We start from the raw sequence: 22,545 nt of genomic DNA, 5'->3' as shown, positions 1-22,545 counted from the left end.
AGAGGTAATGATTAAAATCATCAAAATCGGCGATCTCGTCTATCAAAATATCGGGGTCGAGTCCGGTGAGGGAAATGGGCAGTGGAATATCCCGAAAGAGCTGGAAGAGCTGAGGGGCTGCACAATTGACACGATCAATTGGCTGATCGGTCAAGAGGTGAAAAAGGCGTCCGGCGGGGAGTTTGTGAAAATGAGTGCGGCTAACTCAAAAGCGATCACGCTCATCGTCAAAGCGATTGACGGAGCCGCCGACAAGAGCAATTTCACCAAGAACGAGAAGGTGGCGTGGGATGCGATGCTGTCATTGGCAGAAGGAGGGTATTCGGATAGTGAGCTACTTGTGCAGAGTTTGACAGCAGTGACAAAAAACATTCAGATCTACTCGCAAAAAATCAAGCAGGCGCTGGCCGCAACTACAATCGACGAGCTGATCGAAATCCTGGAAAATCTTCAACAAGGGGGGAGAAATGAAAATAAAACTGAAAAACCCGTTTAGCTTAAACGGGCAACGGCTGGAAGCGGGAGAGCACGAGCTGCCCGATCATATCGCCCAGGCGTTGATCGAGCGGGGCGTGGCGGTGGAGGTAAAGCCTCCCAAAAAAAACAGAGGAGGTAAATAATGGATCTCAATTTTGGAATCAACGGCGGGATCTCCGTTGAAGCGGCCCGCCCGGTCGTCGTCGATAGCAAAACGCCGATCGGGGTGGTCATCCCTATGGGCAGCGCTGCCGATCTGACCTACTACAACGGGCCGAAGGAATGGAAAGACTATCTGATCAGCCAGGGCAAAACCAGTGACGATCTCGTCTATCAGACCGCCGCAGCCCTTGAGTTGCAAAACGTCAATGCGAAGATCATCGTCGCCTATGTCGCCGAAGATTCGGACGCGGCGACGCAGAAACAGAACATCCTCGACGGACTGGACCTGCTCAAGTCGTCTCCGTATGACGACCGGGTGCTCGATCGCCCCGATCTGATCATCGTGCCCCAATACTCCTACGATACGGATGTGGCGGCGAAGATGGACTCTGTGGCGGCGAAACTCCGGGCGACCGGGATCGTGGATGTCAATGCCAAAGACGAGGCTGAAGCCACGGGCTTCAGCCAAAATTTCGGCACGCGGCACCTGACTTTTTACCGGGGGCCATATAAGGTCGAAGGCAAGCTCTACCCCGCCTCTGCACTTATGTCTGGGCTGATCGCCTATTGGGACGCTGGCGGGGACAACGGTTTCGACGAGTTCGGCTATGCGCGCTCCCACTCCAACCGGATCGTCAAAGGGGTATCCGGTTCCGAGGTGCCCATTGAGTATTTCGACGGGCAGGACTGCGAAGCGCGGCGCCTGCGTCAAAAAGGTATCGGAGCGATCGTCCAGGATGTCGGTTGGAGGAGCTACGGTTTCGAGACCACCGACATCGATCCCATTTGGCAGAGCCTGGAGCGGGTGAGGACGTTCTACCGCTGGCTCGATGCGGTCATGAAAGCCAACAAGTGGGCGCGGGATAGAAGCGCGGATCAGCTGATCTGGGTCAAGAAAACCTGTAGCGAGTTCTTCAAGAAGCTCACGGGGGCAAATATTGCCCTGGGTTACGAGATCTATCTCGATCCCAGCCGCTGCGACGTGACCGCCGGGAAGTTCACCTTTGTTCTCAAGACCGCCAATATGCCCGCGATCCGCGAGCTGAACTTCGAGCTTGTCTTCACCGACCAATACAACGACGCGCTGATCAACTGGATCAACGCTGCTTAAAAGGAGAGCTAAATGGACAGAGCAAATCTGAGACACATTCTGCGGGGACGTAACGTTTTCGTGCAGGGGGTCGGTTTCGTCGGTACCGTCGGGGACGTTGAGCCTCCGGTAGTCAAATTCAAGCAGGCAGAGGATGGCAACCTGGGGCGGAACATCGATTCCGGGCTGCTGGAGCCGATGGAGTGCAAGCTGACGATCTTCGATCTCAACCCGGTGATCTTCGAAGCCGTGGGCAAACGTCTGGGAGAGCTGGCTTCTTTCGTCATCAAAAGTTCCATCGTTTCCGGGAGTAAAGAGATTCCCGTTTATTTCGAGGTGGGAGCCCACGTGACCGAGCAGGAGTGGGAGAACCTCAAAGAGACGGGCAAAGAGACCGGGATCAACCTGACGCTCAACGTCGTCCAGTACAAGCTGGAGATCGACGGCAAAGAGCACTATGACATCGATGCGGACCGCTACATCTGCAAGATCGACGGCAAAGATCATTTCGAGAATCTGCGTAAGCAGATTATGTAAGGAGACACTATGGGAACAATCAAGGTATCACTGCCGGAGCCGATGACAATCGACGGCAAAGAAGTGCGAGAGCTGGAATTTCGGGAACCCCTTGGGGCGGATATCGAAGGGCTGATCGGGACTGAGAGTCTTGGAAAATCCGTGACGAAGCTGGCATCTTCCCTTTGTACCAATATCCCGCTGAGCGAAGATGAGATTCGGGCGATGAGCGCCAAGAACTATCTGTCGGTTTCTGAGGTTATGATGGGTTTTTTGGGATAGATTGGGTGGAGTTGAGCGGAGTGATTGGGCACGTCCTGCATTTTGACTATGCGTCGATGCTGGGGATGTCTCTCACACTCCTTCTTCAGTTCTATGAGAAGGCCGGGGAGATAGTTCGTGCCAAAACTGAACCGTCCGATATATAGCGGCGATCACTCCATAGCCGAGAGTGCCCCAGAGCACCCAAACACCAACGGTGTCCGATCCAGTCGCCCAGGCGGCGATGGCCATAAAGATAAAGGCCAAAATCAGGATCGTGAACCAGAGTGCGAACAAATCAAAAATGTATCGAATAGCTTTCATTCGATCAGTATAGCATAGAGGAGGATATATGAGCAAAATGATGGCTCTCGGAATCATTCTAAGCGCCAAGGATATGGCCTCTTCTGTGCTAGGGAAAACATCCAAAAACATTCTCAAGCTCCAAAAAGACAGCGAAAAGTTCAAAAAGAAGTTTGGCTCTATCGCTAAAACGATGGATCAGCTCAAGCACAAGCTCCAGGAAGTGGACCGTGCCCGAAAGCTTTTGGGGAATAGGCAACTCAGGCTCAAGCAGGATCTCGACGCCGGGAAGATTTCAGCCGAGCAGTTCGCTCAAAAGATGCGGCGGCTCAATCAGATAGAAAGTATACTCAATAGCCGTCGGCTTAGGCTGACGAACGAGCTCAAGAAGGCCAGGAACGAAGCCGGTAGAGTTGACCGGAAAATGAAAGATCTTCAGCGCCGGATCAAGATCATCAACGGACTTGGGAAAGCATCCAGAATCGCCACCTGGGGCGGGACGGCTGCCCTGGGAGTCGGAGCCGCCACAAAAGGATGGTCCGAAGCTCCCATTCGGGCTTTCACTGAGTTGGAGGACGCGCAAACCCAGCTCAAGATCGCCCTGATGAACAAAAACGGCAACGTCTCGAAGAATTTTGCAGAGATCAACAAGCAGGCGCTTGAGCTGGGGAACAAGCTGCCCGGCACCACCGCCGACTTTTACAAGATTGCCACGGTACTCAAATCGTTAGGGGTTAGCGAAAAGAGTATTACAGGGGGCGTGCTGAAATCCTCGGCATATCTGGCTGTCGTACTCAAGGGAATGGGGGTGAGCTATGAAGAGGCGGCAATGTCGGCTGCCAAATTCAAGCAGGCTCTTGGGGTTGACGATAAAAATATGCTCAAGTTTATGGACGATATCCAGCGCATGAGCTATATGGGGGTCTCCCTGACGGAAATGCGCTACGGCTTCTCAAAAATGGGGGCGGTTCTCCAAGGACTTGGGATCAAGGGGCTGAAAGCTGCCAAAGACATTGAGCCCTTTGTGGGAATGTTGATCCGGGCAGGATACAGCGGGGAGACGGTCGGAACGAACCTGGGAGCGGCAATCAAGCGGGCAGTATTGCTCAGGGGGAGCAAGCTCGAAAAGAAAATCCGTAAAAAGTTCCACATTCGTTTCCACTTCACCGACCATAAGGGCAAATTCATCGGTATGCACAAAATGCTTGAGCAGCTCGAGCGGAAAATGCGGCACTTGAACGCCACGCAGAAACAGCAGCTTATCAGCATGTTGTTCGGTACCGGAGAAGCTGGATCGATGTTTTCAAAGATCCTCGCTGAGGGAACAGAGGGAATACGGAAGTTCGAAGAGGAAATGCGCCGACAGGCCGACATCAGGCAACGCACAGAAGCCGGCTTACGAACACTCTCCGCGAAGTGGGAAGCCTTTACCGGAACGATGGAGAATGTCCTGGCAATCATCGGCGAACAGGTCTCCCCAATTCTCAAGAAGATCACCGATAGGCTTGGGGAATTTGCCGATTGGCTTACGAAGCTCAAAGATACAAGCCCCGGGCTGGTGAAATGGGCCTCGATCGCTGTCGTGGGATTCAGCTCCGCCGCTACCGCTCTCGGGGTTTTGGGGCTGGGTATCGGGTTGGTACTCAATGGGCTCAAAACGATCGCCGCACCGATTTCCGGGACGGTGGGGCTCATCCGGCGGCTCATCGGGCCTGCAAACGCCGCAAAGGGTGCCACATGTGCTCTTGGCGGGTGTGCCGGAGAAGCCGCCGGAAAAATGGGCAAACTTAACAGTAAAGTCAGGACAGCACGTGGGCTCTTCTCCAGCCCGCTTACTCTGACCGTAGCATTGGTAGGTGCTACAGCCGTCATTGCAGGGCTAAATAAGATCGCAAAGAGTTCCCACCAGGCAATCATGGATAAGCGGAGCATCGCTCCCAGAGCTGCAAACATCAAAGCGCTCGAAGAGAAATACAAACGGCTCAAGGAGAGGCTGGCGGCCGCGAAAGGCGAGGACGGCTTCCTTACCAGGCTGGGCGAGAGCTTCCTCCACGGGAGCAATGACAATGCAAAAATCAAACAGCTTGAAAAACTGGTAGAGCGAACGAAGCACAATCTGGATATCGCGCGTCAGGCGGGCAAAAAGATAGCTGCTCCTGCCGCCGTGGTTACAGCCGCCGTAGCAAGTCCGCTCCCCCCATCGCCATACAAACCTGCACCGGTTGTACAGCGTGTCGCTGCAAATATGGGGCGAGCACCGAAGCAAGTGCAACACAATGAGAATCATACGTACAACATCTCCGTAACGATTCACGGCTCGACTATCACAAAATCTGATGTAGAAGCTGCCATAAGCCGCGTAATGAGAGACGCCGCCTACCACTCCAAGCAAAGGACAATGAGTGATCTGTAGCATCGGAGGATTCGTTTTTGAAGCGCACGACGTGACGGGACTGGGGATGTCGAGTAACGCCCACTTTGGGGAGTACAAGCCCTATGGCGACGATCCCCACTACCACAATACCCAAGGCTCCACCAAGACCATCGCGATGTCCGGGCGGTATGTCGCCGCCTCGAACTCCAGGGCTCTGGCGCTCGAATCGATGCTCAAATCCAAAAACCCCACCCGCTTCACGATGGCGACGGGGGAGAGCGAGCGGGTGATCATCACCGACTACCGGATTAACCGAAAGGATTTCGTCAGTCATTCCGGCGCGGTCTCGATGGATATTTCGGTAACGATGAAGCGGGTCAGCGGCGGCGGGCTGGGAATACTCAGCATCTTGGGAGGGCTCCTTGCGCTGGTATAGATTGGATTACGACATGAGGGCGGATCAGGTCTCGATGGATGTTTTCGGCACGGTGGATTACACGGAGAAGATCCTCCGGCTCAACCCCGAGACCCACAAGATGCCTATCATCCCGGCCGGGACGCTCCTTAAACTGCCCGAGAGAGAGGAGAAGCAGGCAAAAGGGGTGAATCTATGGTCGTAACTCCGTTTATTCAAGTGCTGGGGGCCTTGGTAGCCACCGGGGTCTCGGAGGTTTCGGTGACGGACAACATCGACGACGAATCCGACAGCCTCTCCGTTGTTTGTGAGTTTTCCAGTGCGACGATCGCCCAGGAGATGACCGTTACGGCGCTGGCAGGCTATCAGGAGGGCGCGTTGTGGCCCCTGGGGAGCTACAACCTGCAATCGATCGAGCCGGAGAATGATCGGGAGCGGCTGATCTTCACTAGCGCGGCTTTTTCCGACGAGATGAAAAAGAAGCGCGACAAGAGCTATCAGAAGCTCACCCTCAAAGAACTGGTGGGCAAAGTGGCGAAGCGCTACGGATTGCAAGTAAAGTGTGATATGACGCATCAGCTCGAACACGTGGACCAGAAGAACGAGAGCGACGTGGCTTTGCTCAAGCGGTTCGCCGACAAATACAACGCCATTTTCAACGTCAAAAACAGCACGCTGATTTTCCTCTCAAAGAAGTCCGATGCCCTGCCTTATTTTGTGATCAACGCAATGCAGGCGGAGAAGTGGCATTTTCGACAGTCGCGGAAATTTTATTACAACTCGGTCCGGGCCAAATACCACGATCCGAAACGGAACAAAAAGGTTGAGATCGTGGTAGGTAAAGGAGCCCCGGAATATCACATGGAGATCCAGGCGAAAAACAAACAGGAGGCCAAAGACCTGGCGACGGCTAAGCTCGAAAAACTCCAGGCAAAAAGCCGCACCGGGTCGGTGACGATCGAGGGGCAGAACATCATCGCCGGAGGGAAGGTGACGTGTGTGGGGTTCGGCAAAGCCGACGGAGAATATCTCATCACAAGGGCCGTGCATAAAGTGGGTGAGAAATTCACTTCGACCGTTGAACTTGAATGGGCAATCTAAAGCAGGAGGCAATATGACGAGCGTAGTCAATCAATTCGGGCGGTACCTGGACGGGCGGCATCGTGACGAGATCATCGCAGCTTGGCAGAAAGGGGAGAGTGCGGTAGTCATCGAAGGGGTGCGGCTCGATATCGTATCATCCGATAGAGATGCTGCCGGGAATCTGGTTATCAGGGTGGAGGTGTGCCTATGAGCCTGATCGAAACGCTCCATAACCCTGGTAGCCGTCTACTCGTGGAGTGGGGTGATGAGGACAAAATCCGGCTGATTCAAAAAGCGCTCAAACTCCTGGGCAAAAACATCGCCATCGATGGAGAGTTCGGTCCGATAACCGCCGCCGCTATCAAGAGCGTGAACAACCGCGCCCTCTGGCAAACGATCTGGGAGATCGAGCATCCTCCCGACGTGCCGGGGCATCTTCCTACGTGGCTCCAGATCGCCATCAAAGAGATAGGAGTCAAAGAAATTCACGGCCCGACCCACAACCCGCGCGTACTGGAGTATATGCACGCCACGAAGTGGGGCAAATGGGTCAAGGACGACGAGACCCCCTGGTGTGCCGGTTTCGTCGGCTGGGTGATGGTGCAGGCGGGATATGGCGATCAGATCCCGGATTACTCTTTGGGAGCCAAAAGCTGGCTCCATTTCGGAAGGTCGGCCCACCGCCCTGTACTTGGGGCTATTGCGGTCAAGAGCCGCAAAGGAGGCGGACACGTCGGCTTCGTCGTCGGGGCAACGCCTGACGGCAAATATCTCTACATCCTGGGAGGCAACCAGAACGATGCCGTCTGTGTCAAAAAATACCCGGCTCACGTATGGATAGATTTTCGCATCCCCGATGACTACCATCCCGAGAGCTTCGAGCTCGCAGAGTGGCACGGGGTCGCCGGGCTGGGAGGCAAGGAAGCGTGAGCCCCTACGAAAATCTCCACATCTGCCCGCTCCCTGGCCACCGCTACAAACTGCTGAAACCGTTTGACTGGCTGGGGGTCAGCGTCCCGGCCGGGTACCGCACCAATGGCGCCGATGTTCCCCGGCTGTTATGGAGCATTTGGCCGCCAAATCAAAGCGACTATCTGCCGGCGGTGGTCCTCCACGATTACCTGTGCGACCTGGGCGAATACGAGAGAGCGGATCGTGTGCTGTATCGTGCTCTGAGGAGGTTGGGAGTAGGAGCGTGGACGGTGAGGTTGTGGTATGCGGCGGTGAGAGGGTATCACCGTGTCAAGTATGGGCCGCGCCCCACTTGTCAAGATCAAACGCATCCCCAAGCTGACTCATAAGCCGAGCCAGAGATTTGCCCCCGCCTTTTTCCGCTTCTTTCCAGAGACTTTTGTCAATCTCAAGCGGGGCGACATAAAAATGGCGCACTCCATCGTCGTCTTTTTTGTCGAACCCCAGGGAAACCATCTTGTCGCAAATCAGAAATGGAGCGGTCGGCTCTTCTGAGATTTTGACCACGATATTGGGATGGGTGGCCTTGCCGCTCTGGTAGTCGATCTCCCAACCGCGATGCTGGCGCTCGTAATATTCACGCATCGCATAGTAGCGGCGCTGCTGCTCTACGCTCCCCTTTTTCCATTTTGTGATTGTGTCTTCGGAAAGCCCGAAATATCGGGCGATGTCTTTTTGTGTGATTTTCATATAGCAACCTTTCTCAAGGCTTTCCGGGCCTGCTCTTCGCTCAAACCGCCCTTTACGCTGGCAATCGAGAATTTGGATATACGCTCGATCTTGTTGCCATACTCATCATAAATCCTTGGGTAGTCTTCGGCATGGATGACATGGATATAGGGGCTGTATCCGTCGCTCTCTTCGAGGATATAGTAGGCCCCGTCCTCAGTCTTATACCCACGGTAAAGCCACTTGTCCTCTTTGCCGTAACCCAGGCGATCTTTATTGCGAATCAGTTTCATCTCATCTCCTTTATTCTTTATATACCGTAGTATATCCTATATAATCGGATTTGTCAAGTGAAAATCAGATAAAATCGGAAAATATTGTAAAAAATCTGAACATATGGGATTGTTTGGTGGGGTTGGCACAATGTGACCAAATTGTGACTATCCCAGCCCCTCCAACCACTGAGCCCACCATTCTACCAATTTGCGGCGCTCATCGAGATATTCGGCCCGGTTGTAGGCCCGACTAACCTCGGAGCCGATGTTCCCAGGCTGTTATGGAGCGTGTGGCTACCAAATCAAAGCGACTATCTTCCCGCCGTGGACTGTGAGGCTGTGGTATGCAGCAGTAAAAGGGCATCATCATATATACTACAAGTGAGACTCCACTATACGTATCGCTTCTGTCAACTTCGATAGTTTTTGCTGACATTTGCATAGATCAAGCAGTGCCTCAAGGTGTGCTTTTGCATGTGGCGGCAGTTCCTCAGCCCAACGGCGTAGAGTCGCCGGGCTGACACCCATCTTTTTTGCAAGCTCGATCTGGGTAAGACCGAGAGCCCCTTGTACTTCCTTTATGAGGCTTGACATAGTTCTCCTTTTTTGATATCATTTCGCTACGCATCCGGGTTCCCTATGGGATTTGGAACGAAAACGCGCGAACATTGCGTTCCGCCCGGATGCGATCAGCCTTCGGGCCAACCGGGTGCAAAGCCCGGGTAACTTTTTCCGAATCCTCATATCACCAAAGAATCGCGTCTATCAACTCAGCCAGATTTTCATCACTCATACTCTGGTCATACTTGCTCATGAGCTGACATCTTGCAGGACCATAATTTCTGTCAGACTCGTAGCATCCCCAAAAATCATCGCCGTCCCGGGCGACAAAATATCTGTCGTCTTTTCCCTCTATTTCTCTGACAATTTCGACGTCAGTAGAGAAATTGAAAAACTCTTCCTTCCAGTTTGATCCATCCCAGTATCTGATGCCAATATTGTCGTAGTCCCAGAAATAGGGGTCGTCCCCGACCTTAGAATCGCTATCGTCTGTGAAAATCACGATATATTCCCCTTCTTTTGGCTCTTCAAAATAACCTTCAAATGGGAATTCTTCTACGTTAATGGCATGTTCCATCATGATGTTGTCGATCTCATCACGTGAAAGCCTGCCAAGGTCCTCCGCCTGCAACCCAGCTCGATTCAGATCCTCTTTTTTGGCTATGACAACCTCGTCCATGTCATCTGCCCAAAACGCTCTCTTGGGGTCGTCGCAGAAGACCCCTCTATCATCATTGTAACAAATCGTTCCCTTCATCATCACCTCTCCTTTAATTTATTTATACCCTAATTATAGCTCAAAATGAGCTGTATGTCAAGGGGAAAACATTCAAAATGCACGAAAAACAATAAAAAAGCGGACGTTTTGGCTTTTCGAGCCTGTATCCTGATTAGGATACAGGCACACTGTGACCAAATTGTGACTATATTGTGTCGGCTATGGTCACATTGATTTGATCGTGCCCCGAGAGATCGGGGGGGCTTGGGAGGGTGCTTACAGTCTTGGGGTGGTAGAGGTCGCAACTAGGCCAGCCCCTCTAGCCACCCAGCCCACCATTCCACCAGTTTGCGGCGCTCATCGAGGTATTCAGCCCGGTTGTAGGCCCGGCTAACCTCGGAGCCGGTAGCGTGGGCCAGCTGTGCCTCAATTACTTCGTGAGGGAATCCGCTCTGCTCGTGTGCTATGGTCGAGAACATCGAGCGCAAACCGTGTGCGACGAGCTTGTCCCCATAACCGATGCGCTTGATCGCTACATTGACCGTGTTGTTGCTGATTGGCCGCGTCTTGGAAAAAGGGGAGGGGAATACAAACTCGGAATCCCCGCAGAATCCCCGCATCTCTTCGATGATCTGTCGGGCCGGGACTGAAAGCGGCACGGTGTGGGGGCGTTTCATTTTCATTCGATGGGCCGGGATATGCCAGAGATCACCGTCGATCTCATCCCAGCGCATCCCCCGCGCTTCTCCCGGTCGAGTGGCGGTGTAGAGTTGCAGCAGGAGCGCGCGGCTGGTGACCCAATACCCGGGGTACTCTTTGACTGCCTGGACAAAGTGCCCGATCTCTTTCGGGTTGGTGATCGTGCGCAAGTGTTTTTTCTCTGGCGGCGGGATCAAGGTCGCGCGGTCAATATCCGCTGCGACATTGTGCTCGATCAGCCCTCTGGCCACCGCGTATCTCAGGACCGACGTGATGATCGAGTGCAATCGCCCGGCCGTCTCCTCTTTGCCTGCGGCGTAGACCTCCGTCAGCACCCGCGCCACGTCCCGCCTCGTGATCTTGTCTATCGGCAGATCGCCTATCCGGGGATTGATATGGTTGTCCAGCCGCCCGCGCTGGAAACGCCTATGTTTGTTGCCGATCTTTTGCAGATCCAGCCACTCGGTAGCCAGATCCCGAAACCTCACCTCTTCACCGGCCGGGCATTTGGGATCGAGCCCATCTATCAATGCGGAGCGTACCTCTTCGCGCATCTCCCTGGCCCGTTTGAGTGAGATGCCGGGGTAGAGGCCGAATGTGATGGTCTGGTCTTTTTTGGTTACCGGATGCCGATATTTCATCCTCCAGCTCTTTGCCCCTTTCGGTGACACATAGAGATAGAGCCCACCTCCATCGAAAAGCTTATACGGTTTCTCTCTAGGTTTCGCCTGCCTGATCTTCGTATCGCTCAAAGGTACCACCCCGCGTGCCATTGTCGCCCTCCTAGACTGGTTTTAGGGGCATCCGGTTCCCCCATTGCCCAAAATGCCCCTATTATACCCCTAACTTTTTTTAATGGTGGCGAAATTTGGCGAAACGCAACGAAAGAAAACGGAGATTAAAACGTCGATAAAATGGGATAAAAAGGGGAAATACGAAGAACTATGAAGTTATCGTGGCGAGAGGGTGGAGGAATCGAACCTCCCTCCGGACGGTCATCCGCCCGGACGATCGGGTTTGAAGCCCGCGGTGTCCACCAGGATCACATACCCCCCATTCTCATAGGGAAATCGAAACGACATTATACCTCAGTCGATCCCGAAAAAGTAAACTATCGAGCGATATGAAAAAGATTTTTTCCGGGAGCTCATCCCGGACTTTGAAGATGAAGTTGACAAACTTCCGTATGAGCGAACCTCGCTCCTGCTTGTCAACTTATCAGGCGGGCACGCCGCCGCTGTCGTACGCATAGGTGCTCAAATAATCGTAGACATCCTTTGCGTATTTCTTGTTTGTGATCTTCGGAAGGGGTTCTTTTTTATGGCAGAGTTTTTGGATCTCCTCTTCCATTTTCCCTTCTTTGTAGATCTTGGCCCACTCGGCTACTGAGTGGGCCATAGCGACACGTGAAGCGGGGATGGGGCATCCGCCGGACCGCATCAAGAGCTTGTCGATGATCTTTCCACCTTTGCTGGGATCGGCAGAACCTACGGCGCTAAAGAGCGTCAGGCCCAGACCGACCGCCAGCAGAAAACGGGTCACGTTTTTCATTTGGCCATTTCTCCTTTCAATGCTCGGGTTCGGCATCAAGATTGAACAGTTTGGTCCCAATGTAATAAAGCAGGATACAGAGTCCCAGACCGCCCAGAGAGATCATGATCTCAGTGGCGCTGGGGGTATAGTGTACCCACTCGGGAGGCAGCATATATTCACGGGTTTTCATCATTTGCAGCGGTTTGAGCTGGGTATCGTGTACCAGGTCATAGCGCATGAAGAAGATACCGACCATACCGATCAAGGATCCCCAGAACATTCCGGTGACATTCTTGCCGTAGCTTTTGAGAATGATGATAAAGGGAATCAACATACCAAAGATCACTTCACACCAGAAGGTCCAGGTAGTCAGGATATGCTCGGCTACATCGGAGCGTCCCGGAACGCCGCCGTAGATGGCAGTCAGCATTTTCCAGGTTTCGAAGAACATCAGGATAGCGATGAGCAGCCCCTGGATTTTGGCCAGGTTGACCAGCATCTTTCTGATGTTCTCCGGGAAGTTCAGCCGATAGCGGAATCCCATCATAATAAAGGCCAGATAGATTCCGGTGATGAAGGCCGTCAGGATGAAGTAGGTCGGATAGAAGACCCCCTGGGAGATCAGACGGGCATTGAGGAATCCAAATACCCCTCCCAGGTTGGAGTGGGCCGCCAGACCGACCAGCAGACCGATCAGACCGAAGATCTTGGCTTTCTTCATATCATGCTTGAGCAGGAAGACAAACTCGATGATCATAAAGGTCAGATAGAGGCCGTAGAGGGTTCCCATCCACCAGATCGCCGAGCGCAGGCCGGGAGTGAGGACGTTCCAGATCATCATGCGGATCGGGTGGCCGATCTCAAAGGCGATGACGGCAAATCCGGAAAGAATCGTCACGATCGACCCGAAGATCGCCCGTTTGGAGATCACTTCGTAATCTTTGAAACCGAAAACGTCCCCCAGTGAGCCGACGATACAGAGCCCCGTGGAACTGACAACGAAGAAGATATAGACGGCGATCAGCAAACCCCAGGGGTGCTGCCGTGTGACGCCGTAAGCCTCATGCCCTTCGACAAGATAGATACCGATACCGATGACGTAAAAGGCCAGGAAAAGGAGGGTCATCAGCACAATAAAGGTGCTTCCGGGCTCTTTGGGATAATTCAGAAGATCCCTGATCGTGATTTTGTTATAGGGGATGGTTGCGAGAAAGGCTTTTACCTTTGCCACAAATCCCTCATTCGTTGTTACAGCTTCAGCCATCACAGCCTCCTTAGGTTAGATAGAAGAGTTTGGGCTTGGTACCCAGATGCGATTTGAGACTGAAATGCTCCCGGGTTTTGAGCAGGATGCTGATCTCACTCTCGGGGTCATCCAGGTCACCGAAGGTCCGGACTTTGGTCGGGCACGTGTTTTGACAAGCGGTGGTCGTTTCGCCCCTTGCCAGACGGGTGTCGGAACAGAACGTACATTTGTCGACAGTCATCGTACGGTCGTCGACGTAGCGGGCGTCGTAGGGGCAGGCGTTCATGCAGTAGCTGCAGAGAATGCATTTGTTGCTGTCGACCCGGACCACGCCGTTTTCGTCGTAGTAGGTGGCGTGGGTGGGACAGACCTCCTGACAGGGGGCATTGTCACAGTGCTGACACTGGCTGGGGAGGAAAGTGCTGGAGACGATATCCAGCAGCGGCCACTCTCCCTCTACCTCGTTGACCCCGACCCAGATACGGTGTTTGTCCGCCCCGAGGAGGACACCGTTTTCCTCTTTACAGGCGACTTCACACGCCTTGCAGTTGATGCAGTTTTTATAATCCAAAGCCATTCCGTATCGTGCCATGGTTACACCTTCCTTATTTCAACGTTGGTACTGTGCATAACGGCAGCGCCAAAGACCGGTTCGAAATCGTCTTTGATGATGGCGGCGTCGTTGCAGCCGTTGCCGTAGGCCAGCTCCAATCCTTCGCTCTGGCTGCCGAATCCGTGGAGCATAAAGACCTGGTTAGGAGCGATTTTTTCGGTGGGATAAGCCAGGAGTTGGCCTTTGCCCACTTCGCTCTTGATTTCGACTTTGTCGCCGAATTCGATTCCCATTTTCTTCGCGGTGCGCTTGTTGATCCAGAGATAGTTGGTGGGGATCAGGTCACGCAGCATCGCGTTGTTGGTCGTTCCGCTCTGGGTGAATTGGGCATGGCGTCCGGTGATGAGACGGAATTTGCCCTCCGGAACGCTGAACTTCCACTCGTCATGCCAGGTCGGCATAGGGTCGATACCCCGGGTTGCCAATCTGTCGAATTTGCAGACGACCCGTTTTTTGTCTCCCATCGTCGAGTAGAACTTCTTGGATTTGGGATAGTACTGATACTCGTTGGGATTGAGCTGTTTGAAGTACTCCTCCATATGGGGGTAGTAGACCCCTTTCTCATCCAAAATCTCCCACGCTTTGGGGCCGAAGGCTTTTTCGATGATCTCTTTGTTCTTCTCATAGACAGGGAGTTCCCACGCGTCGGCGAGATTCCATCCGTCCTCTTCGAAGACTTTCTTTTCGCCACGGAGTTTGATCTGCTCCTGGAGATCCTTGTCGTACTTTTTGCTGATCTCGAAAAGGGGTTTGGCCAGTTTCTCCGCCAATTCTTTGTAGATTACTTCGGGCTCTTTGGTTTCGTAGAGGGGCTTGATCGCCGCTTTGCGCATGACCACGGCCGGCTCGAGGAATCCGTAGGCTTTGACGGGGGAAGTACGCTCCAGGTAACTTGCCTCGGGCAAAATGACATCGGCGTACATGGCGGTATCGCTGGGGAGGATATCGATCATGACGTTGAGGTCCATCTTTTTGAGGAACTCTGCAGTCTTGGCGCTGTTGGGAACACTCATCATCGGATTGTGTTTGCGCATGAACATCACGCGCAGCGGATAGGGGTTTTTACCCTCGAGCACCATGTTTCTAAAGACAATCCACGAACCTGATTTGAGTGTGGGGAAAGCGATCCCTTCGGTATCGAAGCGTTCTTTGGCCTGGTCGTAGATCGGTGCGTTGACGTATTCGGGCGGGAGCATGATCGGATTGCCGTAGATGTAGCCGCCCTTTTTGTCGATGTTGCCGCTGAGGGCCTGGAAGATCGCCATGGCCCGGCGGAGTTGATAGTCGTTGGGGCTGAAGACGGAGCGGCGACCGGGATAGTAGACGGGAGCTTCCGCCTGCATGAATTCCCGGGCGATGGTGTAGATATCCTTCGCTTTGATGCCGCAGATCGGCTCCGCCCACTCCGGGGTATATTTGTGGGAGAGGATGTGCTGTTTGTACTCCTCATACCCGACCCCGTATTTTTTCATAAAGGCTTCATTCTGGAGATTTTCGTTGAAAACGACCCAGGTCAACGCCAAAACGAAGGCGAGGTCGGTCCCCGGGTTGACTGGGAGCCATTTGTCCGCTTTGGCGGCTGTATTGGTGAAGCGGGGGTCGATGCAGACCGTCTTTTTGATGCCGCGGCGCTTGGTATGCTTGAACATATCCTGGGTATCGGGGGTGATGATCGCTTCGGCCCGGTTGGCCCCGGAGATGATCAGGTAGTCGGCATGCTCGAAGTCGATCTCGGGATAGACGCCCAGAGTCGCGAAGAAGCCGGCGCCGGCGGTTTCGAGACAGATACTTACCTCGTCGACATAGTTGGGGCTTCCCAGCTTCTGCCCGACCAAGGTTTCGAAGCCCTCTTTGGAGAGGCCTTCGCCGTTGCAGTATCCGATCGTGGCCCGGTTGTCTTTCTCCTCATCGAGGATCTGTTTGAGGCCTTTGAACTTGTCGGTGCCGTTGAGAATGGCATCGTAAGCCTCTTCCCAGCTGATCCGCTTGAATTTCCCCGATCCGCGTTCGCCGACACGGATCAAGGGGTACTTCAGCCGGTCGGGGTCATAAGTGGTCTGGATCCCTGCGTTTCCGCGGGGACAGAGCATATTCCGTGATTTGGGGAAATGGGGGTTGGGGTCGAGTTTGGTGATGATCCCATCCTCTACCCGGGCATACCCCGCACATTTATTGACACACATTCCACATAGGAACGGTACCTTTTCGGCTTCCCCGGTCCCGGTCTTGGTGGTGACCGTCTTGGGAATACGGGGAGAGGAGGAGTTATGTTTCTCCTCTCCTCCCGAGAGCAGCCCGGTACTCACTGCCGCTCCGCCGAAGATCGTCATAGCGACGGTGCCGCCTAGAAATCTTCGCCTGGAAACTTCAACTTCCATCTGCCTTCTCCTTCATCAGATTCGGTCTATAAATGAGAGTAAATCTCTCTTATTTATAACCTTGCATTATATGATACATCTAAAAGCTTTATTTACTCTTGTTTTTTGGCAAAAATTGACGTAGAAAATAGTTTTTACGCCACTTTTTGCATACTTGGGGAATTGATTGATCATGTTTGGGAGGAGGAAATTGATGAATATATGATGACTGTATACGGAGGATTCTCTCTTTGTCGAGAATGTCGGGTGGAGGATACCTCCGGCTCATCGACTGAACCGGAAAAGGGGTAAATGTGTGGTGTGAACTTATCGAAAAAGAGGACTGTGGGGATTGACGAGCAGCCATGCTCCTACAGCGAAGGCGAGGGCGGCGACGAAGCGTTTGATGATGATGCCGATCTGGTTTCCGATTTGGCAGGAGCTGCACTGACGGTATTTTTTCGCTTCGTATTGAGCATAGATGAAATAGATCACCAGAAGAACGATGACGAAAGGGAAGGCGAATTTGTCAAAGGCATAGATTTTTGCCACCGTCGTTTCGGACCAGCTGAAGAGTTTCGCCGCCAAAGGGGTCAGGAGAGAAAGCCCCATCAGGAAGAGGATTTTGTCGGTGAAACTTGTGATGTAATCTTTGCGGCTAAAAGTGGGGCAGACATCGCCAGGCTGAGGCATAAGTCCTTTGTTGGCCAGGGCGGTGAGGACCTTTTCCCGGTAATTCTTGTCCACACGGTCGAGTGGGGTTCCCCCGGCGAGAAAATCCATCTGCTGCTGGATCAAAGCCGCCAATTCCCGATCTTCGATTTTGATGCTGTGCGGTTGGCCATTGCGATCTTCATAAATGAGGTTGATCTTTTCGTAGCGGGGAACGGTCAATTCGATATCGGGATAGTAGGAAGTACTCTCCTGGTGCTCGAAACGCCCCTCTTTTTTGAGGATACGCGGATTGATCAGTTCCCAGTAGCTGCCGTCCTCCTTTTTGATGACGATGATATTGAAGGGGTGAGCTACCTGCATCGCAGTCAGGGCGTTGAGCCCGTGGGCTTCCATCGTCTCTTCGATGTCATTGAGGAGACGGGGAAGGCTTTCATCCCTGAAATCCCGGACATCAACGCAGGAGAGGATGCGGTCATCAGGATAGACAACGAGCTCTTTAACCAAAACAGATCCTTTGATATGAAACTTTTGCAAAAGACTTCGTGAAGTCCTTGACAAAGGCGACGTAGTTTATAAAAAAAGGTGGATAATTAAGTGAGGCTCGAAGGCTATGAGCAGCCTTCGGGGTCTTTAGCCGTGGCTTTTCTTCACGACCAGGATCATCTTGATGTTGATGATGATGAAACGGATGAATTGCCAAATCAGGCAAGTCCGGAAAAACTTGACCATGGGAGTGGGAACCATGGTCTCGAAGCTGGGCTCGTATGCTTGAACGTGCTTGGTGATGGAGTGATCTACACTGGCCATTCTTTCTCCTTTGTTTTATTGTTTGTATTATTCGGGAATCAGGGTCCAACCCGGCTTGAGCTTGGCTTTATAGATGAACAGGTGATGCAGGATATGCTTGATCCAGTGTCCTGCAAGACCGACTTCACCGAAGGTGTAGTCAAGATCACGACCGAGTCCGGGATACTTTTCGAAATCGGGAACGACGGGATAGACGGTCAGCGCAGCTGCCAAACCTTTGGTGAGGCTCTTACCGGCAGAGGCGACGCACGCCGCACCCATTTCCGCCATGGAAGCTTCGTGAAGCTTGGCGGTGGGGCCTTCTTTGATCAGATCGACGACGGTATGTGCGACGTTCTTCCCGATGATACCGGAGGGCATACCGGTTCTCGGAGGCGTCGGGTTGATGGGAGTACCTTTGGGTGACTTCATCGGCTTGGAAATTCCATGCGGGGGAGCGAAGGCGATTCCCACGGCGAAGATGTTCTTGTAAGTGGGGTTCTGATAGGTACGGGGCCAGTCGCTCGCTTTCCACTCTTCGTAAGGCTTGGCGGTATAGTCGGCATCCACTTTCAGGAAGCCGTTGGGTGCGAAGATCTCTCCGGTGATGTCCTCTCCCGCTTTGTTGTAGGCTTTGAGGCCGACACCGGAGAAGGGGGGAATCAGCATTGCGAAGTCGAACTCTATTTCTCCTTCACTTCCGTCGAGTTGCTCATAATGGAGCTTGCCTTCTTCGACTTTGTTTACATGGGCACCGATGGTCCAGTCAACCCCACGCTCGACGAAGAGCGACTCGGTAAAGAGCTTGGAACTCGCGGCATAACCACCACGTTTGATGTGCAGACCGCCGATACCGAAATCACCGAGGAACGATTCGTTGGAGATCCATTCGATGTCGAGCATATCGCGGATGCCGGCTTTTTGGGCTTCAAATTCGATGTTGAAGATATATTCAAACGCGGCTCCCTGGCACGTACACATTCCGTGACCGGTTCCGACGACGATCTTCTGTTTCTTGCCCTGTTTGGCTTTTTCGAAGATTTTGCGCAGTTCGTTATTGGCATGTACGGCATGATCGGCGGTACAGACAGAGACGGTATGGGGCCCGAGCTGGCCCTGGCCATTACCCAGTCCGGGAGTCGCGTCGAAGTTAAGTTTGGGGCCGGTGGCGTTGATCAGATAATCATAAGTGATCTGATCGGTCTTGCCCTCTTTGCCCTGACCGGTATACTCGATGGTGATGAAGGGTTTTTCCAACTCTTCACTCCCCTCGGGATGAATGGAGACTGCTTTGGCCTGGCGGTAATCGATCCCCGCTTTTTCGTAAACGGGGGCGAGGGGGAAGACGACTTCCTCCTTCTTCATTTCGCCAACACCCACCCAAATGTTGGAGGGGATCCAGTTCCAATTCGCATTGGGGGTGACGACGACTACCTCGTGTTCGTTGCCCAGCCATTTCTTGGCGAAGGTTGCAGCGGTATGTCCTGAAACACCACCGCCCATAACTACTACTCTAGCCATGCCTATCCTTTCGATTGATTTTGATTGGCTTCTATTCTAGTCCGGACTTGATTAAACTCCAATTAAAAATGAAAAATTTTCTATAAAAAATAGTAATGCTTATAAGTAATATATCTTTAATTAATACTTTAATTACCTATCGTCCGTTTCCTCTGGATAGAGCGGGGAAAAACTATGTTAAAATCCGCTCACATCAGGAGGTGTGGATGAAGCGATGGCTGGGAATCATGCTCTTTTTGACGGGAATGCTCCTGGCGGATTCTGCGACCTTCCACCGGGCGATCTCCTCCTCGCCCACCCGACTCAATCCCCTGCTTGCCACCGACAGCTCCAGCAGTGAAATCGCCGATTGGATCTTCAACGGTCTGCTCAAATTCGATGCCGACGGTTCGATCGTTCCGGATTTGGCGCAAAGTTGGCATTTCGAAGACAACCGGACCCTTCTTTTCAAATTGCGTCAAGGGGTGCGCTGGCACGACGGCCATCCCTTTACAGCCAGGGATGTGAAATTCACCTATGATTTCCTCCGCTCCGATAAAGTAGTCACCCCCTACAAGAGCGATTTCAAATATGTGAAATCGGTGGAGACTCCGGATGAGTATACGGTAAGGGTCCATTACGCCCAACCCTATTTCAAGGCCCTTTCGATCTGGATGATGGGGATGCTCCCGGAGCACCTCTGGAAAAAAGAAAAAGACCCCATGCGCAGCCGGCTCAACAAATTGCCCGTTGGAACCGGCCCCTACAAAATGACCAAACCCTTCGGCATCAACGAGCGGATCGTCCTCAAAGCCAACGAGCACTATTACGAGCATCCACCTTTTATCAAGAAGCAGATCTATCATTATATAGGGGATCCGGCCACCGAGTTTATGATGCTCAAAGCCGGCAAACTCGATATCGGCGGATTGAGCCCCCTCCAGCTCACCCGCCAGGCGGGTCCGGGATTTCGCGAAAAGTATGCCATCTACGAGCAGCTGAGCTACAGTTACACCTATCTGGGCTTCAATCTCCGCGACCCGAAATTCCGTGATCGGCGGGTGCGGCGGGCGATCGCCCTGGGGATCGACCGGCAGGAGATTATCGATCTGCTCTTCTTTTCCCACGGTTCTCCCTGTTACGGCCCCTTTATGCCCGGAAGCGCTGTCTATCCCAAAGATTTCACCCCCGAAGGCTATAACCCCCGAAAGGCGAAAGAGCTTTTGAAACAGGCGGGCTATGATACGAAGCACCCCTTGAAATTTACCCTGGTGACCAACACCGGCAACGAAACCCGCATCTACGCGGCCCAGATCATTCAGCAGCAGTTGCTCAAGATCGGCGTGCAGATGAAGATCCGCACGATGGAGTGGCAAGCCTTTCTCAATACCGTGGTCTTCCCCCGTCATTTCGAAGCGGTGCTGCTGGGCTGGAGCCTGAGCCTCATCCCCGACGCCTACAGCATTTGGCACAGTGACGGGGACAAAAAGGGGGGCTTCAATTTCGTGGGCTACCACAACCCCCAAGTGGATCGCCTCATCAAGGAGAGTGAACGCCTGGTAGATCCCGAAGCCTTCGCCGCCAACTACCGTAAAATTTTCAAACTCATCGTTCGGGATTACCCCTATGTCTTCCTCTATATCCCCAACTCCATCACAGCGGTGAGCCGGCGGATCAAGGGAGTCACTCCCTCCATCATCGGTATTCAGCACAACTTTATCGATTGGAAAATCAGGGATTGAGCGGAGCTCAATCCAGTGAGGAGTGAGGAATGAGGAGTGAGGAACCGAAATTGAGAATTTTTGATTTGCTGCAACCGAGAAAAACTCTCAACACTCAGCGCTCGACGCTTAACACTCAAAAAATACTTGCGACTTGTGACTATTTATAATATGGAGTAAAAATGCCAATATCCGACAACCGACGACCATACACCATCCTCTTCGATCTCGACGGTACCCTGATCGATTCGACGGAAGCGATTCTGGAGAGTTTCGCCCGGAGCTTCGAAATTCTGGGGGGTGAAGTGCCTGATGTGGAGGTGATCAAAGCACAGGTGGGGCATCCACTGGCCGATATGTATCGCAAGCTGGGGGTACCCGAAGAGCGGATCGACGACTATGTCCGGACCTACAAAGAGAATTACCGGCAGGTCCACACTCAAAAGACCGTTCTGCTCCCCGGGGCTGAAGCTGCAGTGAAAAAAGCGGCGGAGTTCGCCCGCCTGGGGATCGTGACCACCAAGACCGGCCTCTACTCCCAGGAACTGATGGAGCATTTCGGGCTGATGGAGTATTTCGATGTGTTGATCGGCAGCGAAGATGTCACCCGGCACAAACCCCACCCCGAGCCGATCCTCTCCGCTCTGAAGCGGATGGGGTGTCCCCCAAAGGGATGCTGGATGATCGGCGATACCTGTATGGACCTGGAGGCGGCGCGCCGGGCGGGGATCGAGGGGATCGGGCTGCTCTGCGGCTACGGGAAAGAGGAGGACCTGCGGCGTTGCGGAGAGCGTTTGGCCCCCGATGCGTTGAGCGCTGTGACACTGATCGCCCAAACACCCGTTGAACCCTCATAAAAAAGGCTCTTTTAAGCTCAGCCGATTACAATAGGTTCAATTTCCAAGTTCGAGGAGGATTTATGATAGAGATCAGATGGCATTCCCGTGCCGGACAGGGAGCCGTGACCGGTGCCAAGGGTTTGGGAGACGTCGTCTCCACGACCGGCAAAGAGGTTCAAGCCTTCGCCCTTTACGGTTCCGCCAAGCGGGGGGCGGCGATGCGCGCCTACAACCGGATCGACGATGAGCCGATCATCAACCATGAAAAATTCATGCGCCCCGACTATGTTCTGGTCATCGACCCGGCGCTTGCCTTTACCGACAACATCACCGAAAACGACAAGCCCGAGACACAGTATGTCATCACGACCCATATGAGCAAAGAGGAGCTGATCGCCCAGATCCCCGAGCTTCAGGATAAAAAAGATCGTGTCCATGTGGTCGACTGCATGCAGATCTCCATGGATGAGATCGGGCGTGCCATCCCCAATGCCCCGATGCTGGGTGCCTGGGTCAAAGTCTCCGGGATGTTCGAGCTCGACTTTTTCCTGGATGCGATGAAACGGGTTCTTGCCAAATTCCCCCAGAAGATCATCGACGGGAACATGCGCGCGATCACCCGTGCCTACAACGAAGTGAAATAAGAAAGGATCGACATGAAAGGTGTATTGGCAACCGACAAACGCGGTATCCGGGAACT

At 53.1% G+C, this 22,545-nt stretch carries 28 protein-coding genes and 1 tRNA gene; 15 read left to right on the top strand and 14 right to left on the bottom strand.

Features of this window, described 5'->3' with window-relative positions:
- Positions 1 to 7: 7 nt before the first annotated feature.
- From NITSA_RS08980 to NITSA_RS08965, 5 genes are read left to right on the top strand one after another with little or no spacing between them, the layout of a single operon-like run.
- The gene (locus NITSA_RS08980) at positions 8 to 496 is read left to right on the top strand and encodes a hypothetical protein (protein WP_013554706.1); all 489 of its coding nucleotides are present in this window, start codon (positions 8 to 10) and stop codon (positions 494 to 496) included.
- Positions 468 to 620 (top strand): hypothetical protein, encoded by a 153-nt coding sequence (locus NITSA_RS11430; protein ID WP_013554705.1) that lies wholly within the window; start codon positions 468 to 470, stop codon positions 618 to 620. Before NITSA_RS08980 ends, NITSA_RS11430 begins: the two co-directional genes overlap by 29 nt.
- Entirely contained in the window at positions 620 to 1,750 is a 1,131-nt protein-coding gene (locus NITSA_RS08975; protein ID WP_013554704.1) for a phage tail sheath family protein, read from the top strand. Before NITSA_RS11430 ends, NITSA_RS08975 begins: the two co-directional genes overlap by 1 nt.
- Before the next feature lie 12 nt (positions 1,751 to 1,762).
- The gene (locus NITSA_RS08970; protein WP_013554703.1) at positions 1,763 to 2,266 is read left to right on the top strand and encodes a phage major tail tube protein; all 504 of its coding nucleotides are present in this window, start codon (positions 1,763 to 1,765) and stop codon (positions 2,264 to 2,266) included.
- 9 nt (positions 2,267 to 2,275) lie between these two features.
- The gene (locus NITSA_RS08965; RefSeq protein ID WP_013554702.1) at positions 2,276 to 2,527 is read left to right on the top strand and encodes a phage tail assembly protein; all 252 of its coding nucleotides are present in this window, start codon (positions 2,276 to 2,278) and stop codon (positions 2,525 to 2,527) included.
- 72 nt (positions 2,528 to 2,599) lie between these two features.
- Here the strand turns inward: NITSA_RS08965 and NITSA_RS08960 are convergent, their stop codons facing one another.
- Positions 2,600 to 2,830, bottom strand: coding sequence for a hypothetical protein (locus NITSA_RS08960; protein ID WP_042203936.1), 231 nt, complete (start codon positions 2,828 to 2,830; stop codon positions 2,600 to 2,602).
- A 28-nt stretch (positions 2,831 to 2,858) separates the two neighbouring features.
- On the opposite strand from NITSA_RS08960, the gene NITSA_RS08955 reads away from it, so the two are divergent.
- From NITSA_RS08955 to NITSA_RS11795, 7 genes are read left to right on the top strand one after another with little or no spacing between them, the layout of a single operon-like run.
- Positions 2,859 to 5,222, top strand: a complete 2,364-nt coding sequence (locus NITSA_RS08955; RefSeq protein WP_013554701.1) for a phage tail tape measure protein — start codon at positions 2,859 to 2,861, stop codon at positions 5,220 to 5,222.
- Positions 5,212 to 5,619: a hypothetical protein gene (locus tag NITSA_RS08950; protein WP_013554700.1), complete on the top strand. Its 408-nt coding sequence runs from the start codon at positions 5,212 to 5,214 to the stop codon at positions 5,617 to 5,619. Before NITSA_RS08955 ends, NITSA_RS08950 begins: the two co-directional genes overlap by 11 nt.
- Positions 5,620 to 5,632: 13 nt before the next feature.
- Positions 5,633 to 5,803, top strand: coding sequence for a tail protein X (locus tag NITSA_RS11180; RefSeq protein WP_083799874.1), 171 nt, complete (start codon positions 5,633 to 5,635; stop codon positions 5,801 to 5,803).
- Positions 5,794 to 6,699 (top strand): phage late control D family protein, encoded by a 906-nt coding sequence (locus NITSA_RS08945; protein WP_013554698.1) that lies wholly within the window; start codon positions 5,794 to 5,796, stop codon positions 6,697 to 6,699. The genes NITSA_RS11180 and NITSA_RS08945 overlap by 10 nt, the downstream gene beginning before the upstream one ends.
- Before the next feature lie 13 nt (positions 6,700 to 6,712).
- A complete protein-coding gene (locus NITSA_RS08940; protein WP_013554697.1) occupies positions 6,713 to 6,892 on the top strand; it encodes a hypothetical protein in 180 nt (59 codons plus the stop codon).
- Entirely contained in the window at positions 6,889 to 7,611 is a 723-nt protein-coding gene (locus NITSA_RS10955) for an NlpC/P60 family protein (RefSeq protein WP_013554696.1), read from the top strand. The genes NITSA_RS08940 and NITSA_RS10955 overlap by 4 nt, the downstream gene beginning before the upstream one ends.
- Positions 7,572 to 7,982: a DUF1353 domain-containing protein gene (locus tag NITSA_RS11795; RefSeq protein WP_083799873.1), complete on the top strand. Its 411-nt coding sequence runs from the start codon at positions 7,572 to 7,574 to the stop codon at positions 7,980 to 7,982. Before NITSA_RS10955 ends, NITSA_RS11795 begins: the two co-directional genes overlap by 40 nt.
- Here the strand turns inward: NITSA_RS11795 and NITSA_RS08930 are convergent.
- The 13 genes from NITSA_RS08930 to NITSA_RS08880 form a co-directional block, all read right to left on the bottom strand.
- On the bottom strand, positions 7,924 to 8,343 hold the full coding sequence (locus NITSA_RS08930; RefSeq protein ID WP_013554694.1) for a hypothetical protein: 420 nt from the start codon (positions 8,341 to 8,343) through the stop codon (positions 7,924 to 7,926). The two genes, NITSA_RS11795 and NITSA_RS08930, sit on opposite strands and share 59 nt — an antisense overlap.
- A complete protein-coding gene (locus tag NITSA_RS08925) occupies positions 8,340 to 8,615 on the bottom strand; it encodes a hypothetical protein (protein ID WP_013554693.1) in 276 nt (91 codons plus the stop codon). The genes NITSA_RS08930 and NITSA_RS08925 overlap by 4 nt, the downstream gene beginning before the upstream one ends.
- A gap of 357 nt (positions 8,616 to 8,972) precedes the next feature.
- Positions 8,973 to 9,191 carry a helix-turn-helix domain-containing protein gene (locus tag NITSA_RS11790; RefSeq protein ID WP_042203934.1) on the bottom strand — a complete coding sequence of 73 codons (219 nt, stop codon included), beginning with the start codon at positions 9,189 to 9,191 and terminating at the stop codon, positions 8,973 to 8,975.
- A gap of 151 nt (positions 9,192 to 9,342) precedes the next feature.
- Positions 9,343 to 9,918 (bottom strand): hypothetical protein, encoded by a 576-nt coding sequence (locus tag NITSA_RS08915; protein ID WP_013554692.1) that lies wholly within the window; start codon positions 9,916 to 9,918, stop codon positions 9,343 to 9,345.
- A gap of 263 nt (positions 9,919 to 10,181) precedes the next feature.
- Positions 10,182 to 11,348 (bottom strand): tyrosine-type recombinase/integrase, encoded by a 1,167-nt coding sequence (locus NITSA_RS08910; RefSeq protein ID WP_013554691.1) that lies wholly within the window; start codon positions 11,346 to 11,348, stop codon positions 10,182 to 10,184.
- Between the two features lie 183 nt (positions 11,349 to 11,531).
- Positions 11,532 to 11,630, bottom strand: a tRNA-Sec gene (locus NITSA_RS11325).
- Between the two features lie 163 nt (positions 11,631 to 11,793).
- Positions 11,794 to 12,126, bottom strand: a complete 333-nt coding sequence (locus tag NITSA_RS10950) for a hypothetical protein (RefSeq protein WP_013554690.1) — start codon at positions 12,124 to 12,126, stop codon at positions 11,794 to 11,796.
- 16 nt (positions 12,127 to 12,142) lie between these two features.
- Positions 12,143 to 13,372: an NrfD/PsrC family molybdoenzyme membrane anchor subunit gene (gene nrfD / locus NITSA_RS08900; RefSeq protein ID WP_013554689.1), complete on the bottom strand. Its 1,230-nt coding sequence runs from the start codon at positions 13,370 to 13,372 to the stop codon at positions 12,143 to 12,145.
- Between the two features lie 10 nt (positions 13,373 to 13,382).
- Positions 13,383 to 13,946 (bottom strand): 4Fe-4S dicluster domain-containing protein, encoded by a 564-nt coding sequence (locus tag NITSA_RS08895; protein WP_013554688.1) that lies wholly within the window; start codon positions 13,944 to 13,946, stop codon positions 13,383 to 13,385.
- Between the two features lie 2 nt (positions 13,947 to 13,948).
- Positions 13,949 to 16,345: a molybdopterin-containing oxidoreductase family protein gene (locus tag NITSA_RS08890; RefSeq protein ID WP_013554687.1), complete on the bottom strand. Its 2,397-nt coding sequence runs from the start codon at positions 16,343 to 16,345 to the stop codon at positions 13,949 to 13,951.
- Positions 16,346 to 16,651: 306 nt separating this feature from the next.
- Entirely contained in the window at positions 16,652 to 17,503 is an 852-nt protein-coding gene (locus NITSA_RS08885) for a peptide deformylase (protein WP_013554686.1), read from the bottom strand.
- Between the two features lie 126 nt (positions 17,504 to 17,629).
- Positions 17,630 to 17,806: a hypothetical protein gene (locus NITSA_RS11425; RefSeq protein WP_013554685.1), complete on the bottom strand. Its 177-nt coding sequence runs from the start codon at positions 17,804 to 17,806 to the stop codon at positions 17,630 to 17,632.
- Positions 17,807 to 17,833: 27 nt separating this feature from the next.
- Complete coding sequence (locus NITSA_RS08880; RefSeq protein WP_013554684.1) at positions 17,834 to 19,306, bottom strand: NAD(P)/FAD-dependent oxidoreductase; 1,473 nt, start codon at positions 19,304 to 19,306, stop codon at positions 17,834 to 17,836.
- Positions 19,307 to 19,512: 206 nt separating this feature from the next.
- Between NITSA_RS08880 and NITSA_RS08875 the strand changes: the two genes are divergently transcribed.
- From NITSA_RS08875 to NITSA_RS08865, 3 genes are all read left to right on the top strand, one after another.
- Positions 19,513 to 21,027, top strand: a complete 1,515-nt coding sequence (locus NITSA_RS08875; protein WP_013554683.1) for a peptide-binding protein — start codon at positions 19,513 to 19,515, stop codon at positions 21,025 to 21,027.
- A gap of 161 nt (positions 21,028 to 21,188) precedes the next feature.
- Positions 21,189 to 21,863: an HAD family hydrolase gene (locus tag NITSA_RS08870; RefSeq protein ID WP_013554682.1), complete on the top strand. Its 675-nt coding sequence runs from the start codon at positions 21,189 to 21,191 to the stop codon at positions 21,861 to 21,863.
- A 62-nt stretch (positions 21,864 to 21,925) separates the two neighbouring features.
- The gene (locus NITSA_RS08865) at positions 21,926 to 22,489 is read left to right on the top strand and encodes a pyruvate flavodoxin oxidoreductase subunit gamma (RefSeq protein WP_013554681.1); all 564 of its coding nucleotides are present in this window, start codon (positions 21,926 to 21,928) and stop codon (positions 22,487 to 22,489) included.
- Positions 22,490 to 22,545 lie beyond the last annotated feature (56 nt).

Origin of the sequence: Nitratifractor salsuginis DSM 16511, from assembly GCF_000186245.1 — a bacterium.
Lineage (GTDB): Bacteria > Campylobacterota > Campylobacteria > Campylobacterales > Sulfurovaceae > Nitratifractor > Nitratifractor salsuginis.
The sequence above is the reverse complement of the archived record's forward strand: the minus strand, read 5'-3'. Positions and strand labels throughout refer to the sequence as shown.

What these genes read in the sequence shown, in the direction of transcription:
- NITSA_RS10955 (WP_013554696.1), top strand. Translation starts at nt 6,889, where the DNA reads ATGAGCCTGATCGAAACGCTCCATAACCCTGGTAGCCGTCTACTCGTG.
- NITSA_RS08875 (WP_013554683.1), top strand. Translation starts at nt 19,513, where the DNA reads ATGAAGCGATGGCTGGGAATCATGCTCTTTTTGACGGGAATGCTCCTG.
- nrfD (WP_013554689.1), bottom strand. Translation starts at nt 13,372, where the DNA reads ATGGCTGAAGCTGTAACAACGAATGAGGGATTTGTGGCAAAGGTAAAA.
- NITSA_RS08945 (WP_013554698.1), top strand. Translation starts at nt 5,794, where the DNA reads ATGGTCGTAACTCCGTTTATTCAAGTGCTGGGGGCCTTGGTAGCCACC.
- NITSA_RS08895 (WP_013554688.1), bottom strand. Translation starts at nt 13,946, where the DNA reads ATGGCACGATACGGAATGGCTTTGGATTATAAAAACTGCATCAACTGC.
- NITSA_RS08915 (WP_013554692.1), bottom strand. Translation starts at nt 9,918, where the DNA reads ATGATGAAGGGAACGATTTGTTACAATGATGATAGAGGGGTCTTCTGC.
- NITSA_RS08865 (WP_013554681.1), top strand. Translation starts at nt 21,926, where the DNA reads ATGATAGAGATCAGATGGCATTCCCGTGCCGGACAGGGAGCCGTGACC.
- NITSA_RS11430 (WP_013554705.1), top strand. Translation starts at nt 468, where the DNA reads ATGAAAATAAAACTGAAAAACCCGTTTAGCTTAAACGGGCAACGGCTG.
- NITSA_RS08930 (WP_013554694.1), bottom strand. Translation starts at nt 8,343, where the DNA reads ATGAAAATCACACAAAAAGACATCGCCCGATATTTCGGGCTTTCCGAA.
- NITSA_RS08980 (WP_013554706.1), top strand. Translation starts at nt 8, where the DNA reads ATGATTAAAATCATCAAAATCGGCGATCTCGTCTATCAAAATATCGGG.
- NITSA_RS08965 (WP_013554702.1), top strand. Translation starts at nt 2,276, where the DNA reads ATGGGAACAATCAAGGTATCACTGCCGGAGCCGATGACAATCGACGGC.
- NITSA_RS08910 (WP_013554691.1), bottom strand. Translation starts at nt 11,348, where the DNA reads ATGGCACGCGGGGTGGTACCTTTGAGCGATACGAAGATCAGGCAGGCG.
- NITSA_RS08880 (WP_013554684.1), bottom strand. Translation starts at nt 19,306, where the DNA reads ATGGCTAGAGTAGTAGTTATGGGCGGTGGTGTTTCAGGACATACCGCT.
- NITSA_RS08960 (WP_042203936.1), bottom strand. Translation starts at nt 2,830, where the DNA reads ATGAAAGCTATTCGATACATTTTTGATTTGTTCGCACTCTGGTTCACG.
- NITSA_RS08970 (WP_013554703.1), top strand. Translation starts at nt 1,763, where the DNA reads ATGGACAGAGCAAATCTGAGACACATTCTGCGGGGACGTAACGTTTTC.
- NITSA_RS10950 (WP_013554690.1), bottom strand. Translation starts at nt 12,126, where the DNA reads ATGAAAAACGTGACCCGTTTTCTGCTGGCGGTCGGTCTGGGCCTGACG.
- NITSA_RS08975 (WP_013554704.1), top strand. Translation starts at nt 620, where the DNA reads ATGGATCTCAATTTTGGAATCAACGGCGGGATCTCCGTTGAAGCGGCC.
- NITSA_RS11425 (WP_013554685.1), bottom strand. Translation starts at nt 17,806, where the DNA reads ATGGCCAGTGTAGATCACTCCATCACCAAGCACGTTCAAGCATACGAG.
- NITSA_RS11790 (WP_042203934.1), bottom strand. Translation starts at nt 9,191, where the DNA reads ATGTCAAGCCTCATAAAGGAAGTACAAGGGGCTCTCGGTCTTACCCAG.
- NITSA_RS08955 (WP_013554701.1), top strand. Translation starts at nt 2,859, where the DNA reads ATGAGCAAAATGATGGCTCTCGGAATCATTCTAAGCGCCAAGGATATG.
- NITSA_RS08940 (WP_013554697.1), top strand. Translation starts at nt 6,713, where the DNA reads ATGACGAGCGTAGTCAATCAATTCGGGCGGTACCTGGACGGGCGGCAT.
- NITSA_RS11180 (WP_083799874.1), top strand. Translation starts at nt 5,633, where the DNA reads ATGAGGGCGGATCAGGTCTCGATGGATGTTTTCGGCACGGTGGATTAC.
- NITSA_RS08925 (WP_013554693.1), bottom strand. Translation starts at nt 8,615, where the DNA reads ATGAAACTGATTCGCAATAAAGATCGCCTGGGTTACGGCAAAGAGGAC.
- NITSA_RS08890 (WP_013554687.1), bottom strand. Translation starts at nt 16,345, where the DNA reads ATGGAAGTTGAAGTTTCCAGGCGAAGATTTCTAGGCGGCACCGTCGCT.
- NITSA_RS08870 (WP_013554682.1), top strand. Translation starts at nt 21,189, where the DNA reads ATGCCAATATCCGACAACCGACGACCATACACCATCCTCTTCGATCTC.